This is a genomic window from Streptobacillus felis (assembly GCF_001559775.1).
Classification (GTDB): Bacteria; Fusobacteriota; Fusobacteriia; order Fusobacteriales; family Leptotrichiaceae; genus Streptobacillus; species Streptobacillus felis.
Genome location: NZ_LOHX01000233.1, coordinates 1 through 15,848 on the forward strand (window position 1 = coordinate 1; position 15,848 = coordinate 15,848).

At 22.6% G+C, this 15,848-nt stretch carries 19 protein-coding genes; all 19 read left to right on the forward strand.

Annotation, left to right across the window (positions count from 1 at the left end; genetic code table 11):
* The first annotated feature begins 689 nt into the window (after positions 1-689).
* The 19 genes from AYC60_RS04130 (at position 690) to AYC60_RS04220 (ending at position 15,847) form a co-directional block, all read left to right on the forward strand.
* The gene (locus tag AYC60_RS04130) at positions 690-950 is read left to right on the forward strand and encodes a hypothetical protein (RefSeq protein ID WP_067321590.1); all 261 of its coding nucleotides are present in this window, start codon (positions 690-692) and stop codon (positions 948-950) included.
* 18 nt (positions 951-968) lie between these two features.
* The gene (locus tag AYC60_RS04135; RefSeq protein ID WP_067321593.1) at positions 969-1,976 is read left to right on the forward strand and encodes a HipA domain-containing protein; all 1,008 of its coding nucleotides are present in this window, start codon (positions 969-971) and stop codon (positions 1,974-1,976) included.
* 40 nt (positions 1,977-2,016) lie between these two features.
* Positions 2,017-2,247, forward strand: a complete 231-nt coding sequence (locus AYC60_RS04140) for a hypothetical protein (protein WP_067321596.1) — start codon at positions 2,017-2,019, stop codon at positions 2,245-2,247.
* Positions 2,240-3,154 carry a HipA domain-containing protein gene (locus AYC60_RS04145; protein ID WP_067321599.1) on the forward strand — a complete coding sequence of 305 codons (915 nt, stop codon included), beginning with the start codon at positions 2,240-2,242 and terminating at the stop codon, positions 3,152-3,154. Before AYC60_RS04140 ends, AYC60_RS04145 begins: the two co-directional genes overlap by 8 nt.
* Before the next feature lie 55 nt (positions 3,155-3,209).
* Entirely contained in the window at positions 3,210-3,629 is a 420-nt protein-coding gene (locus AYC60_RS04150; RefSeq protein WP_067321602.1) for a hypothetical protein, read from the forward strand.
* A 21-nt stretch (positions 3,630-3,650) separates the two neighbouring features.
* Entirely contained in the window at positions 3,651-4,370 is a 720-nt protein-coding gene (locus AYC60_RS04155) for a nucleotidyl transferase AbiEii/AbiGii toxin family protein (protein ID WP_067321605.1), read from the forward strand.
* A gap of 11 nt (positions 4,371-4,381) precedes the next feature.
* Complete coding sequence (locus tag AYC60_RS04160) at positions 4,382-4,585, forward strand: hypothetical protein (RefSeq protein WP_067321608.1); 204 nt, start codon at positions 4,382-4,384, stop codon at positions 4,583-4,585.
* A gap of 54 nt (positions 4,586-4,639) precedes the next feature.
* Positions 4,640-5,578, forward strand: a complete 939-nt coding sequence (locus tag AYC60_RS04165) for a HipA domain-containing protein (RefSeq protein ID WP_082762566.1) — start codon at positions 4,640-4,642, stop codon at positions 5,576-5,578.
* A gap of 195 nt (positions 5,579-5,773) precedes the next feature.
* Positions 5,774-7,294 (forward strand): MobA/MobL family protein, encoded by a 1,521-nt coding sequence (locus AYC60_RS04170; RefSeq protein WP_067321611.1) that lies wholly within the window; start codon positions 5,774-5,776, stop codon positions 7,292-7,294.
* Positions 7,295-7,297: 3 nt separating this feature from the next.
* Positions 7,298-7,642 carry a hypothetical protein gene (locus AYC60_RS04175; protein WP_067321614.1) on the forward strand — a complete coding sequence of 115 codons (345 nt, stop codon included), beginning with the start codon at positions 7,298-7,300 and terminating at the stop codon, positions 7,640-7,642.
* A 422-nt stretch (positions 7,643-8,064) separates the two neighbouring features.
* A complete protein-coding gene (locus AYC60_RS04180; RefSeq protein WP_067321617.1) occupies positions 8,065-8,451 on the forward strand; it encodes a hypothetical protein in 387 nt (128 codons plus the stop codon).
* Positions 8,438-9,142 carry a VirB8 family type IV secretion system protein gene (locus AYC60_RS04185; protein ID WP_067321620.1) on the forward strand — a complete coding sequence of 235 codons (705 nt, stop codon included), beginning with the start codon at positions 8,438-8,440 and terminating at the stop codon, positions 9,140-9,142. Before AYC60_RS04180 ends, AYC60_RS04185 begins: the two co-directional genes overlap by 14 nt.
* A complete protein-coding gene (locus AYC60_RS04190; RefSeq protein WP_067321623.1) occupies positions 9,142-9,618 on the forward strand; it encodes a hypothetical protein in 477 nt (158 codons plus the stop codon). The genes AYC60_RS04185 and AYC60_RS04190 overlap by 1 nt, the downstream gene beginning before the upstream one ends.
* Before the next feature lie 19 nt (positions 9,619-9,637).
* Positions 9,638-10,495: a TrbG/VirB9 family P-type conjugative transfer protein gene (locus tag AYC60_RS04195; RefSeq protein WP_067321625.1), complete on the forward strand. Its 858-nt coding sequence runs from the start codon at positions 9,638-9,640 to the stop codon at positions 10,493-10,495.
* A gap of 17 nt (positions 10,496-10,512) precedes the next feature.
* Complete coding sequence (locus tag AYC60_RS04200; protein WP_067321627.1) at positions 10,513-11,913, forward strand: TrbI/VirB10 family protein; 1,401 nt, start codon at positions 10,513-10,515, stop codon at positions 11,911-11,913.
* A gap of 8 nt (positions 11,914-11,921) precedes the next feature.
* Positions 11,922-13,829 carry a type IV secretory system conjugative DNA transfer family protein gene (locus AYC60_RS04205; protein ID WP_067321629.1) on the forward strand — a complete coding sequence of 636 codons (1,908 nt, stop codon included), beginning with the start codon at positions 11,922-11,924 and terminating at the stop codon, positions 13,827-13,829.
* A 4-nt stretch (positions 13,830-13,833) separates the two neighbouring features.
* Positions 13,834-14,160, forward strand: coding sequence for a hypothetical protein (locus tag AYC60_RS04210; RefSeq protein ID WP_067321631.1), 327 nt, complete (start codon positions 13,834-13,836; stop codon positions 14,158-14,160).
* Position 14,161: 1 nt separating this feature from the next.
* Positions 14,162-15,121 carry an ATPase, T2SS/T4P/T4SS family gene (locus AYC60_RS04215; protein WP_067321634.1) on the forward strand — a complete coding sequence of 320 codons (960 nt, stop codon included), beginning with the start codon at positions 14,162-14,164 and terminating at the stop codon, positions 15,119-15,121.
* Between the two features lie 12 nt (positions 15,122-15,133).
* Entirely contained in the window at positions 15,134-15,847 is a 714-nt protein-coding gene (locus AYC60_RS04220; protein WP_067321637.1) for a hypothetical protein, read from the forward strand.
* Position 15,848 lies beyond the last annotated feature (1 nt).

A 15,848-nucleotide genomic window follows, 5' to 3' on the forward strand; every position in this document is an offset into this window, starting at 1 on the left:
AATCAAGATTTACTATAAATATAGACAAAAATTCAGTGTATTATATAGGGGTGATAAAATGAATTTTATAAAAAAGTTTGAAAGTGTTTCTTATGAAAATGGGAAGCTGAAGGATTAGAAGATGTATCACTTAGAAGAGTTAGAAAGATAAATAGACTCTTAAATATAAATTTTTATGAATTAAGCGATAATTATGAAAATTTAAATAATAAATGGAAAAAAGAAAAACAAGATAAAGATTTGGAAAGACAGTCTACACAATAAAAAATAAAGTAGCATAAACCTAAATTAAAATATAAATAAAATACCTTGAAATCAACAATAAAAATTGTTATAATTATTATATAACAAAAGCGAGAAGTATGTAGTCTTCCTAGTTCGGCTAGGTATTTAAAAGCATACAAAATAAGAGATGTGTTCTTCTCCCTGATTAATCAGGTATAAAAAACACCAGAATAAAAGCGAGAAGTATGTAGTCTTCCTAGTTTAGCTAGGTATTTAAAAGCATACCACAAAAAAGTTTCGAGGTAATACAGTTGTATTATCTTTTTTTTTACATAAGATTAATTGAAATTTCACTCTATATTCAATATAGAGTGATTAAAATGTTGATTTTATGCCACTTTATAAGGTATAATTAAAATAAAAGTAGTTTATTAATAATTTACTTAAGGAATATGAGGTTATTTATGGAAAGATTTGATGAAATTATTATTGATTTTGATATGCCAAAGCATATAAAGGAACAAATTGATGAGTTAGATGAATTATATGATAAATATGGTGGTGAAAATTCAAAGAAGTATAGTAAAGAAGAAATTACTCAAGCAGAAATTAAATTTTTTGAAATTATAGGTTGGTTAGAAGTAGATGTAAGATCTGCATATAGAAATGGTCTAATAAGTGTTGATGATGGATATAAAATATTAGATAAATATTTAAGTTTTTAATTGAAAGGAGAAAATTATATGATAAAAGATTTTAATAATATTGTTAAAAATTATTTAGTATATGGTGGTAACGCTGGATTTAAATTAGGATTTATTAATGAAAGTAATGAGAACTGGTTTTTAAAGTTTCCTAAAACAACTAAAAATATGATTAATGTTGATATGTCATATAATACGTCACCACTATCTGAATATATTGGATCACATATTTATGAAATATTAGGTTTTAATGTTCACAAAACTGAATTAGGTGTATATAAAGATAAAATTGTTGTTGCTTGTAAAGATTTTATAGAAGGAAATAGATTTGAAGAATTTAAAAATTTTCAAAATAATTTTTCAGATAATTTCAGTATAGATTTAGAAGAATTTCAATCAAAAAATAGAAGAGAATATGAATTAGATATTGAGGAATTATATATAATAATTAATGATAATAATATAGAATCAATAAAAGAATTAAAAAATAGATTTTGGGATATGTTTGTAGTAGATATGTTTATAAATAATAATGATAGACATTCTGGTAATTTTGGTTTTATTTATAATAATAAGATAGAATTAGCACCTATTTATGATAATGGAAATTCATTTTTTAGTAAACATTCTGATAATAAAAAAAAGATAATATTAGAAGATAATCAAATGAAAAATTCTATTATTAATACTGGACAAACACCATATACATATAAAGATAAAAAAATAGATTCAGTAAAATCAATTCTAAAAGCTGAAATAAAGTTAGGTGACATAAATAATGAAATAAATATTGATTTAAGAAATGCAATAATTAGAAATACAATAAAAATTGAAAATAATATTAATAAAATAAAGGAATTTATAAATAACATACCTGAACAGCATCAAGGCAAAGAAATAATTTCTAAATTAACAAAAGAATTTTATAATGTATTTCTTGAAAATAGATTAGAAAAATTAATATTAGGTAAGGAAAAGGCAATTGAAATAAATAACAGTATAAATAAATGGAATAAAAATAAAAAAATTGAATATAGAGATATATAATATTCACTCTATATTCAATATAGAGTGAAAGGAGTATATTATGAAAAATGAAAAATGGAAAGATAAATTAAAACACATAAATGTTCCAAATTATGTAATGGAACAATTAGAAGAATATTTTCAATATGTTAAAGAAAATAATAAATTTATGATAAGCATACAAATTGATGATGTATTATCAAATTTAAATGTAGCTAATCAAGAAAATGATTTAACAATTGAGGAAATAATGTATGTAAGATCAATATTAGGAGAAGATTTTTATGATTGATTTTCAAAAAGCTGAAATAAATTTATATAGGGTATTTGATGGTGCTAATGGTAATAAAATTTCTATATATTATGATGAAAGATTATATATGTTAAAATTTCCAAGTTATCATCCTAAAGAAAATTTTGATACAAAATCTACAATTAACGAACATATTTCTTGTTTAATAGCTAAAGAACTTGGCTTAAATAGTCAAAATACATTATTAGGAATGTATAATGATAAAATTGTTGTTGCATGCGAAGATTTTCAAATTAGTGGATATAAATTAGTTAATTTTACTTCTATTAAAAATAGTATAGTAGATAGTGAAAAAATGGGTAAAGGTTTAAATTTAAATTCAATTTTATATACAATCGAAAACCAAAAATATGTTAATAAAAATAAATTAAAAGAATTTTTCTGGGATACATTTATTCTTGATTCATTAATTGCAAATGGTGACAGACATAATGGAAATTGGGGATTATTAATTAATGAAACAGATAAATTATGTAAAATAGCACCTATTTATGATTGTGGATCATCATTTCATTCTCATTTAAATGATGAAGAAATGTTAAATATTATAGAAAATGATAAAAATACTCTTAATAATTTAGTAATGGGAAAACCAAATTCAGCAATTAAAATAAATAATAAACAAATTAATTATTATAATTTCTTAACTACTACTGATAATCAAGACTGTTTAGAATCTTTAGTAAAAATAACTAAAAAAATAGATTTAACTAAAATTGGAAAATTAATTGATGAAATTGAATATATGACTGACATTCATAAAAAGTTTATTAAAACTATCTTACATGAAAGAAAAACTAAAATTTTAGATAAAGCACTTATTCTAAATAATAATATCTCTAAATGGACTAATAAAGAAAATATTGATAAAAATTTATATAGATAGTTTTCACTCTATATTTAACATAGAGTGAATAAAATATAAAGAGAGGATACATTTGATGAAATATAAAAAAATACCTGAAACATCATATGAAAAATATATTTCTGGGTGGGAATCTTTAAATATACCATATAAAAATGGAGAAATTGCTGATTGGCATCCACATAATTTTTTTATATCAAGTAATGATGAATACATTAAATTATATTATTATAATCCAATAATTGGGAATGTAGGAATAGAGAAAAGAAAAATTACTTTTCCAGAAAATAAAGAAGTCTATATTTCTAATTTTCCAAGAGCGATTATAGATTTATTGTTAAATTTAAATAAAAAAGAAATAAAACAATTATATGGATCAAAAAATGAATTATTATCCAATACTGATCAAAAACTATTATATGAATATCTAATGATATTAAAGGATAATGAAAATATAAAAGACTATTTAAAATATGAATATGGATATATTGAATAAATTAAAAACATGAGGTTAAATATGGAAATATGGAAAACTAAAAGAATTGAAATAATGAAAGAAATTTTAAACATTATAGGAGAGAATTATATACTAAAAGGTGGTACTGCATTAATGCTATATTATGGTTTAGATAGATTTTCTGAAGATATTGATCTTGATTCTAAAACTAATAATTTAAATATTTTATCAAAATTAGAAAATTATTCAAAAAAGAATAATAAAAATTGGAAATTTAATATAAAAAAAAATACTGATACAGTATTTAGAATAATGTTAGATTATGGAGAAAAAAATGAAAAAGGATTATATCCTTTAAAAATTGAAATATCAAATAGAAATAAAAATTTAATAATTAATAATGTTTTGAATTATACGATAATTAACGGTGTTAATGTATATAATTTAGAAGAAATATTATCTATGAAAACAAGAGCTTTTAATAACAGAGATAAAATAAGAGACTTTTATGATATTTCATTTTATATAGAAAAAGAACCTATTAAATTTAATGAAAATGATTTATTAAATATAAAAGAAAAACTAGATTATACAGATATGGAAGTTTTTGAAAAATTATTAAATAATGAATTTAAAGAAAATAATTTAAAAGATATTGATGCAGAAAAGATAATTATTAATACTTATGAAAAAGTTGAAGAACTTATATTAGAAAATAAAAGAAATAAATGGAATAAAAAAGATAATAATATATCTGATAGAGATAAAACTAGTAGATAAAAGGAGTTATTATGCTTGAGAACTTTGATGAAAGAACATTACCAAGATATTTAAAAAATGATATTGATGCATGGGTTAACAAAAATGAAAGTAATAGACATATATGGGATTGTTTATGGGGTGAATTGTACGGTTCAATAAATTCAGCACAACATGATTTTGTAATTTCAAAAGAAGTTGCTGATTATTTAAGAAATAAATATTTAGGAATATAAAAAAGAATATTAATACAAAATATTTTTTTGTATTATTATATATAAGGAGTTTTTATGAAAAGAATAATATTCACTGATTGTAAAATTGATTATACAAGGGCATATGGTGGGGCTAATGGTAATAAAATTGGAATCATATATAATAATGAAAATTATATGTTAAAATTTCCACCTAAACCAACAATTAATAAAGCAATTAGTTACACAAATAGTTGTATTAGCGAACATATATCATGTAAAATTTTAAATGAAATTGGAATGAATGCACAAAAAACATTATTAGGAGAATATGGTAATAAAATTGTTGTTGCTTGCAAAGATTTTACAGAATATAACAAAAGATTTTTTGATTTTGCTTCATTAAAAAATACAATAATTGAAAGTGAACAAGAAGGTTATGGAACAGAATTAAATGATATATTAGAAACAATAGAAAATCAAAAAATAATAAATAAAGATAATCTAAAAGAATTTTTCTGGGATATGTTTATTATTGATGCTTTTTTAGGTAATTTTGATAGACATAATGGAAACTGGGGATTTTTAATTGATGAGGATAAAAATATTTCTATTGCACCAATATACGATTGTGGATCTTGTTTATTTCCTCAAAATGATGATAAACAAATGGAAGAATCTTTAAAAGATTTACAAAAGATGGAAGATAGATTATATTCATATCCACAGTCAGTAATAAAGATAAATAATATAAAAATAAATTATTATAATTTCTTAACTACTACTGATAATCAAGACTGTTTAAAATCATTAAATAAAATTTCTAAGAAGATAGATTTAATTAAAATAGGAAAGCTAATTGATGAAACAGAATATATAAGTGATACTCATAAAAAATTTATTAAAACAATTTTACATGAAAGAAAAACTAAAATTTTAGATACATCACTCACTTTAAATCCTAATTTTTCTAAATGGAAGAGTAAACAACAAAATCATAAAAATATATATGATAGAGATGAAACTGGCAGATAAAAGGAGTTATTATGCTTGATAATTTTAATCTTTTATTTGACAATAAATTTTAAAAATGATAGTATCAAAATATAAACAATAAAAAATTTAAATTAAATGAATTACTGATTTAATTAGCTGGTTAAATCTTAGGGTATTCATACAAGTCAGCGAGCTTGTTATGGGTACCTTTTTATTTTAAGAAAGGAGAATAGAATGGCAATTTATAGATTAAGAGCAAAAGCAGGTAAAGATGTATTACCTCATTTAAGTTATATAAATGGAGAAGATAAATATAAAAATAAAAAAGATCATATTGAATTTATTGAGACAAAAAATTTACCTGAAATTTTTGAAAGTGTAAAAGATTTTTGGAATACTGCATTACAATATGAAAGAAAGAATGCGAACATATATAGAGAATTTGAAATAACATTACCAAAAGAATTTAATAAAGAAAAAAATAAAGAAATTTTAGATAGATTTTTAGATAAAACTTTTGGTAAAGATTATGTTTATAATTACTCAATACATAATCCAAATGGGAATCAACCACATGCTCATGTTATGTTTAATGAAAGAAAATTAGATGGAATAAAAAGAGAAAAAGAAAACTTTTTTAAAAGATATATTCCAGAATATCCTGAAAAAGGTGGAGCTAAAAAAAATTCAGAATTAAAGAATAAAACTTATTTAAAAAATATAAGAAAAAACTGGGAAGAACATTTAAATTTATATTTAGAATCTTCTGGAATAGAGAAAATTTCAAGTAAAACTTTAAAGAAGCAAAGAGAAGAATCAATTAATGAGGGTAATTTAATAAAAGCTGAAATATTAGATAGAGAACCTGTTCATTTCAAGCAAAATTTAAAATATAAAAAGAAAAAAAATAAAGATGCTTATGATCTATATGAAAGAATAAAAAGAGATGAATATATAAAAGAAAAACAAATAAAAGATGAAGCTGATAGAGTATATAAAATTAATTTTTTAAATGAAAAATTTGAAGAAAAGAAAGAGGAATTTAAAAATTATTCTTTTGAAAAACTATTAGAAGAGAAAGAAAAAGTTGAAATAGATATATTTAAATTATCTAAAAAAATGTTAGATAAGACATTAGAATCTGAAGCATTAAATCAATTAACAAATGGGCAAAGTAATAAAAATAAAAATGAAAAAAATCATTTATTTAAGATGATAAAGAAAGATAAAAATAATAGAAATAAATACAAAAAAAGAATCAATGAAATTAATAAAGAAATGGATACATATAAAGATATTTTTAAAGAAAAACTTATTGATCTGAAGTTAAAACTTAAAGCTAAATATATGAAACCATTTAAATATAAAATGATAGAAAAAGGGATTGTTGATGAGCTTTTTATGCAGAGATTAAAACAAGAAAAGTATAAAAATCAAGACAATATAAATTTATATAAAGCATATTTTGAAAGAAAAAATTTAAGAGATGAAAAGCTAAAAGAATTAAAAAAAATTGAAAGTAATAAACAAGAAATCAAAAAATTTGTTAAATCAAAAGATTATAAATCAGCAAAATATTTTCAGAGTATAAATTCAAATTTATATAAAAATATAAGATCACTTGATAGAATTTCTAAAAAATTTAATAGAGATATAAGAGTACAACATCAAATTTTAAAACATGGTGAATTTATACTTGATGAATATAAAAATATTTTAGAAAATGAAGAATTAGAAATAGAAAGAGAGAGATAATTTATGGAAAAATTTTTAGCAGTAGGTATATGTTTTTTAGCAATAGTAGTGATGTTATTTTTTATTTTTGATAAAAATAAATATAATGAAAATAATGGAAAGTATTTAAAGGATTTTATACGAGATAGTATAATTATATTTATTTTATTTGTAATTTATAATTATCTTTTTATTAGTGGTGACACAAAATTTTATTTTGAAAAAGAATTTATATTTTTCTTAATTTTAAGTAAATTAATTCAAGAATATTACCAAAAATTTAACAAAGAAAAATATAAATGGAAGATAAATTTGATAAATATAGTTTATATATTTATCATCATAATTAAAGATTATTTTAGAGGGTAGGACTACCCTCTTTTTTTTTAAATCATGGGAATCAAAGATTCCTATGCACGCTTAGCTGTTTCTCTAATTTTTGAAAAATTTACGAGAAACACTATCGTGGTTTTTTATATCCAAAAAACACTTGCCACAAGGGCTTGAAGAAAGAAAAAATAGAAAAAAATTTAAAATATGAAATTTTGATATTGTAAAAGAAAAATATTTGTGGTATAATACAATTATAAAAATGAATAAAAGAAAATTATGGGATACTGATTTAATTAGCAGGTTAAATCATTAAGGTACTCATACCAGTCAGCGAACTGGTGTGGGTACCTTTTTCTTTTTTTTCAGATTTTAAAAAAAATTAAAAAAAGGAAGTGATAAAAATGTGAGATATAAAACAAATAAAATTATTCAAAAATAAAATTAAGAAAGGAAATAAAATGAAAAGAAAAAATTTATTATTTATTCTATTAGGAGTACTTTTATTTTCAACTTTAACTTTAGCAGATACAGCTGGAGCTACTGCAGATGGTTTTGAGAATTTCACAAAATATTTAGTTAGTTTTTTAAGATTTATAAAGTTTGTTGGGTATGCTGTTGGTGCAATTTATTTTATAGTTAAACTAATTGAATTTATATTTAACCCTCAATGGGATCAATTAGGAAAAACAATTTTAACTTTTGTTTTAATCATTACAGGAATATTTAGTATTGATACTATAGTAAAAGCAGTAGGTGGAAATACTGTTAATGAAAATATACCAAAAGTTAAAGTATTAAAACTTGAAAAACAAATTTTTTTAGGTGAAAGAAATGAAGGAAAGTAGATTAAGTAAAATGGGTAAAAAATTTATTGTTGAAGAAAATAAAAGTTCAAGAAATAGAGAAAAGTTAGGATTAGGAATTGAAAGATATATTGCACTTGCTGAATCATTAAATACTTGGAAAAGAGCTTTTATAGGAATGACATTTTTAGCATTATTACTTGGTGGTGTGTCTACATTTTTATTCATTAATAAAGCAGAAACAAAAAGTTATTTAATAAAAGTAAATGATTCAGGAGAATTAGTTGGAACTGAAAAATTAAGTGATCAAATTACAAAAGTTGGGAATAGAGAAATAGAATATTTTATGAAAAAATTTATTAAAGATACAAGAACAATTACACTTGATAAAAAAGTCTTTGATAAGACGATGAAGGAAGCTAATTATTTCTTAAATAAAGAAACACAATCAAAATTAATTTCGATTTTAAGTACAGAAAAAGTTTATTCATTTTTTGAATTAGGTAAGACAAGAGATGTAGAAATTATTTCATTTATCAAAATACCAGAAGCTGAAAATACATATCAGATTAGATGGAGAGAAAAAGAATTTGAATCTAATGGTGATTTATCAAAAAGAAAAAATCTTAACGCTATAGTAAAAATTAAAAATTTCAATCCAAATTCAGAACAAATAATTTTAAATCCATTTGGAATAGTAATAGTTGATTTCAATATGCAGGTGGAAAACTAATGGGGAATTATAAAAATTATTTATTTTGGAAAAGAAAAAACATTTTAAAAATAATAAACAATGAAATTGAAATTTTTGAATATAGTGTTGATAAAAAAATAAATGAAATAAGAGATTTTTTACAAGTGAAGTTATCAAAAGAAGAAATACTATCTTTAGAAGAAAAAGCTGAAAAAGAGGAATATAATATTTTATTTAAAAAAGAAAAAGATATATTTTTAGATATAGAAGATTACTTAAATGAATTAAAAAAAGAAACTAAAGAAGAATATAAAAGTTTAAAAGATAAACTTGAAGAATTTTTTGAAAATTCAGATATTGAATTTGATGAAAATCAAATATTACAAGTTATATTTGAAGAAAAAATATTAGAGAAAGATGAAAATGATATTATAGATATTTATGAATTACCATTTAAATATAGAGGGACTATTTATAATATAGATCATCAGAATAAAGTTATAAAAAAAATATAAATGAAAGGATGTAATTTAAATGAAAATGTCAAAAGTTATGGGATTATTTTTATTAAGTACAACAATTTTATCTTATTCAAAAGATACAAACAAAAATATTTCTAAATTACAAAAAGAAGTAAAAAAATATGAACAAAATGTTAATAAATTAAATAATATAGAAAACATAAATGATGAAGAAATACAAAAAATATTAAAAGATAAATTATCAATTATTTCTGGAAAAGCTGCATCAATTTATGCAGTATCAACTGAATTTAATTATTTCAAATCTTCCATTTATCAAGTTTATACTAAACCAAATTTCACTACAGTTTTAAAATTAAATGCTGATGAAAATTTAGTTTATGTTGGTGGTGGAGATACAGAAAATTGGCAAATAGATGAAACATCTGGTGGTAATGATGGAGCAACATTCTTATTTGTTAAACCACTAAATAAAGGATTAAAGACTAACTTAAATATTATAACTGATAAGAGATCATACTTTATAGTTTTAGAATCAACTGAAACTGATTTTAATCCATATATTCAATGGAAATATCCATATGAAAACAACATGTCACATATTAAAAAAATAATTGAGAAAAAAGAAAATCAAGAAATTACTTTAGGTAAGAGTGATGAAATAAAATTTGGATTTAAATATGATAAAAATCATAAGTTAGCACCAGAACAAGTATTCACTGATGCTGAAAAAACAATATTAGTTTTAAATGATAAATTACAAGAAGCACCAGTTGTTTATGTTTATGGAGAAGATAATGTATTAAGTTTAGTAAACTATAGAATGATTGGAAATAAAATAATAATAGATAAGGTAGTAAATAAATTTCAATTAGTATTAGGTAATGAAAAATTAGATGTAATCAGATAACTGAAGGGAGAAAAATTATGAAAAATAAAAAAATAGCCTCTTCTGTAATTGATAGAATGAATAAAAATTTAGATGTTATAAATTTTTCAAAAGATGAAGATGAAGTAATAGAAGCAAAAGAAAAATTTATTATGGATTCTGAGGAATTTGAAGAAGTAATAGAAAATATTGAAGATGAAGTTGAACATTTAAATGAAAAAGATGATATACCTAATAGAAAAACAGAAGAACAAATAAATAAAGATTTGATAAAAGAAGATAAATCAACTTCTTTAAAAAATCTAAAAATGTTATTTGGAATTATTGCACTTTTATTATTATCAATAGTTGGTATTACTATATATAAAAATTTACCAAAAGCTGAGAAACAAGAAGAAGTTGTTGTAGCTGATCCAAATAACTTTAGAATAACTGATAAAAGTGAAATTGATGAAGATGAGGCTTTTGAAAAAATTGAAGATATACAATATACAAAAGAAAAAAATCAAACAGAAGATCCTATAAAAGAAGCTGTTGTTGAAACAACACCAAATAATTCAAATATAGAAAAATACGATGATATTTCAAGAGCTGATGATAAATACAATAAAGAACATGCTGAACTTGATAGAGCAATTGCTGAGCTTGAAGGAGAATCACATGTAAATGAAGTATTAGGTAAAAAAAATAGTGATAGTTTATCATTCTTAAAAAGAGAATTACCTAATAATAAGAATAAAGAACAAGAAAGTAAAAATATTAATAAAAATCAAATTATTAATAATAATAAATCTTTTGAAGATGATGAAGTAGTTAATGAATTTACAAGAAAAAATAAAATTGCAAAATCAAATAATGAATATACAGTTCATCAAGGTTCTGTAATACCTGCAATATTTTTAACTGAAGTAAATACTGATTTACCTGGTGCTGTTCTTGCACAAGTAAGAGAAAATATTTATGACAGTAAAACAGGACAACATTTATTAATACCTAAAGGTTCTAAAATGTACGGTAGATATGAAAGCAATGTATTTAAAGGACAAACTAGAGTATTCTTAGTATGGGATAAAATTTCTCTACCTAATGGTAAATATGTTGAATTAACAGAATTTCATTCAACAGATAATTTAGGGAATAGTGGAGTAAGTGATAAAACAAATAATCATACTTGGTCTTTAATTGGAAATGCTATTTTATCAAGCATACTTAATTTTACAGACACTTTAGCAAGTGGAGTAAGTTTTAATGTAGCAGGAGTAAACATAGGATTAAATGGACAAGCTAAAGAAGGTAAAGAGGGTTCACCTTTTAAAGAAGTTACCTCTCATTTAGTAAAAAGAGAAGTAGATAGACAACCTACTATAACTATTAGAAGAGGATTTAAATTTAATATTATTGTTAATGGTGATTTAGAATTAGAAAAATATAAATATTAAGTGATATTATGAATAAGATTAAAATGATATGGAATGATTTAAAGAAAATTAGATGGAAAAACATGAAAAAAATTGAAAAAAGATTTGTAATAGGAACTATATCTTTAATAATAATTTCTATTTTTTTAATAATGTTTTTCTATCTATCTAATTATTCAAGAATAATAAATTATCCTGAGGTATTTAATAAATATTTAATAGTAGATATAGATAAAATAAAAATTTATTATCCTAATAAATTTATGTATAAAGCTTTATTGAAAACACCTAATGCTGCTAAATGGGCAAAATATGAATATTTAGCAATACAAGCTTTATTTACTATACCTTATATAATCTTTTGTTTACCAATAAAATGGATTCCAAAAGACACTACATATGGTTCGGCAAGATGGGCAACTTTTGATGATTTAAGTTTAAGTGGATTTATGATTCCTAGATTATCAGCTAAGGCTTTTGAATTAAATTTACTTGAAGAATCTGGTGTAGTATTAGGAGAAGTTGATGGAAGAATAATAAGAGATAATGGGAAAACACATATACTTTTATCTGCACCAACTAGAACTGGTAAAGGAGTTTCAGTAATAATTCCTACACTAGTTGATAGCTGGAAAGATTCAGTAATGGTATTAGATATTAAAGGTGAGAATTATCAAATGACAGGTGGATGGAGACAAAAAGAATTTGATAATACTATTTTTAAATTTTCCCCTTTATCAATAGATTCTTGTTCATTTAATCCAATGAAAGAAGTTAGGTATTTAACACCAGATGAGATAGATGATTCTAAGACTATAGCACAGATTATAGTAATAGATGAAGGTTCATCAGATCCATTCTGGGGACTTGCAGGATCAGATTTAGCAACTACTTTAATACTTTATGAATTATATAAAGGAAAAGGTGAAGCTAATTTAAGTAGTGTTGTTAAATTTATTACAGATCCTAGTGGACCTCTTGAAGAAAGACTTACTAAATTAATTAATAAACCTGTTTTTAATCCAGAAAAAGATAAAGATATTCTAGAAAAATTATTAAGTATTTATACAGCACAAGATGATCAAGAGCAAATAAAAAAAGGGATACATCCTTTTATAGATAGAGGATTTGCTGATGCTTTAGGTAAAGGAGAAAAGACACTTCAATCAATAGTTGCCACAGCAAAAGCAAAATTATCTATATTTGAATCACCAAATGTTGAAAAAAATACTAGTAAAAGTGATTTTAGAATTTTAGATTTAATGGCAGCTGAAAAACCAATATCTTTATATATAGTTGTTCCGCCAGGACAAATACAACCTTTAGCCCCTTTATTAAGAATATTAGTAATACAATGTGTTCAATTATTAACACCAGAAATGGATTATTCTGGGAATTCAAATAAAATAAAATTTAACCACAGATTATTAATGCTTCTTGATGAGTTTCCAGCAATTGGAAAAATGGAAATTTTAGAAAAAGCAATAGGATTTGTTGCTGGATATGGAATGAAAATGATGTTAGTAGTACAATCCCTTGATCAATTAAATAAGATATATACTGAAAACAATATGTTTATGGGAAACTGTCAGGTTCAAGTATTTTATACAGCAAATGACAATAAAACAGCTGACTATATTTCTAAAACTATAGGACAAGAAACAATAGTTACAAAAAACGTTTCAAGTGATGGAGGAATATTTAGTAAAAAAAATATTTCAGTTTCTAAATCTGGAAGAGATTTAATAAAACCAGATGAAATGAGAAGATTTCCTTTAGATCAGATTTTATTATTAGTAGGTGGTAAACCACCAATAAAGTCCAAAAAAGTCTTGTTCTTTACTGATAAAAGATTTAAAGATAAGGTAAAACTACCAATTAATCCAACACCACATATGCAAAAAGAAATGGAAATACAACAAGGAAAAAAGGGGTGATAAAATGAAAGTAAACAACAGAATAATGGAATATGAAAAGAGGATAAAAGAAGAATTGAAGAGACTTAAAAATAATTTAACAAAAGTTTTTACAGAATCTCTGGAAAAATATCCTATTCATACTTTTTTTTCTCAACGAGATTTACAAAAATTAATTAAAGATATTTATGAAAAAAGGGAAGAAAATCCCATAATAGTTGAATTAATGTATGAAGAAAGAAAACGAAGGAAAAAATTAGAAAATAAAGAAATTGATGAAAATGATGATTTAGAGGAATTAGAAAAATTAGAAAAAGAAATTAAAGAATTAGAAGAAAAAGAAGCTGATTAATATGACGGATTTAGAGATAAAAAGAAAACTTGATTTAGAAAGAAAAGAAAATTTTCTAAAAGAAAATTTAACTGGGATACAAAAATTTTTAGAAGATATATCTATTAGCGAAATTTCTTTAAATCAAGATGGAAAAATATTTTTGGATATTAAAGGTAAAGGTAGGGTTGATAGTGGAGAAACACTATCTAAAATTGATGGAGAAAATATCATAAAGATAGTAGCTGCATTTAGTGAACAAGAAATTACGGAAACATCACCTATAATATCAGCGTCTTTACCAGATGGATCAAGATTTGAAGGATTAATGTATCAAGTCACAAATTATAATCCAGTTTTTTCAATCAGAAGACATACTACTGAAGTAATACCTTTAGAAAAATTTATTGAAACAAATTTTATTACAGAGGATCAAAAAAAGTATATAGAAACTGCAATTAAAGAAAAGAAAAATATTTTAGTAGTTGGTGGTACATCAACTGGTAAAACTACATTTTTAAATGCATGTTTAGATAAACTAAAAGATACTGATGATAGAATTAGTGTTATTGAAGAAATAAGAGAATTAAAATGTGAAGCAAAAAACATAAATTATTTTACTTCTACTGATACAACATCTTATAGAGATTTATTAAGATCAAATATGAGGCTAAATCCAGATAGAATTATCTTAGGAGAGCTTAGAACAGGTGGAGAAACATTAGAATTATTAAAAGCATGGAACTCAGGTCATTCTGGTGGATTTGCAACAATTCATGCTAATAGCACTATAGCTGGTCTAAAAAAAATAGAACAATACATAGATGAAGTTACTGTAAAGTCACAGCATTATTTAATAGTTGAAGCAGTAAATATAGTTGTAAACATAATAAGAGATGGTACTAGAAGGTATGTTAAAGAAATAGCAGAGGTAATAAATTATGATAAAGAAAATGACACATATATAATAAAAAAAATATAAGGAGTGCATAAAATGAGTAAAATGTTAGAGTATATACAAGGTAAAATTGAAAAGAATAAAGAAGAAAGAGGAAATGAATATGCAGGAATATCTAAATTCGCAATGTATACGGATTTAGGATATAAAAAAGATGCAGATTTTATGAAAGACTTAAATGAATTAATAGAAAGTAAAAAATTATTCTTCTATAAAAGAGAGTATACTAGTTTACAAGATAATGGCGATTTAGAAAAATATAGCAGTAGTGTATTTTTTACTAATATAGAAAAATTTGTTGATTATTCTTCTGAAATGTTAAATAAGAACAAAGAAGAGGCTGAAAAAAATATTGAAAAAGAATTAGATAGATTATCTAAATTAAGTGGATTATCTAAAGAAGCAAAATATGTTTATCAAATAGTTCAAAATGAACTTGAAAACAAAGGATTTGTTGATAATAAAACTATACTTGATAAATCGAAATTATTATTTAATGACTTTAAGGAAGCACAAGATGAATTAGTAAATAATAAGGTTCTATATTTACTAAAAATGGAAAAAGAAAACGATAAAAAATATGTGTTTATAAAAGAAGATAAATATTTTGCAAGATTAATTCAAGCCGAAAAAAAGAAAGAGGATAAAATAGTTGAAGCTGAAGAAATAAAAGAAAAAGAAGAAACTAAAGAAGATAAAAAATGGAAAAATAAAAAAGATAAAAATAAAGAAGTTGAAAGGGAGAGATAAT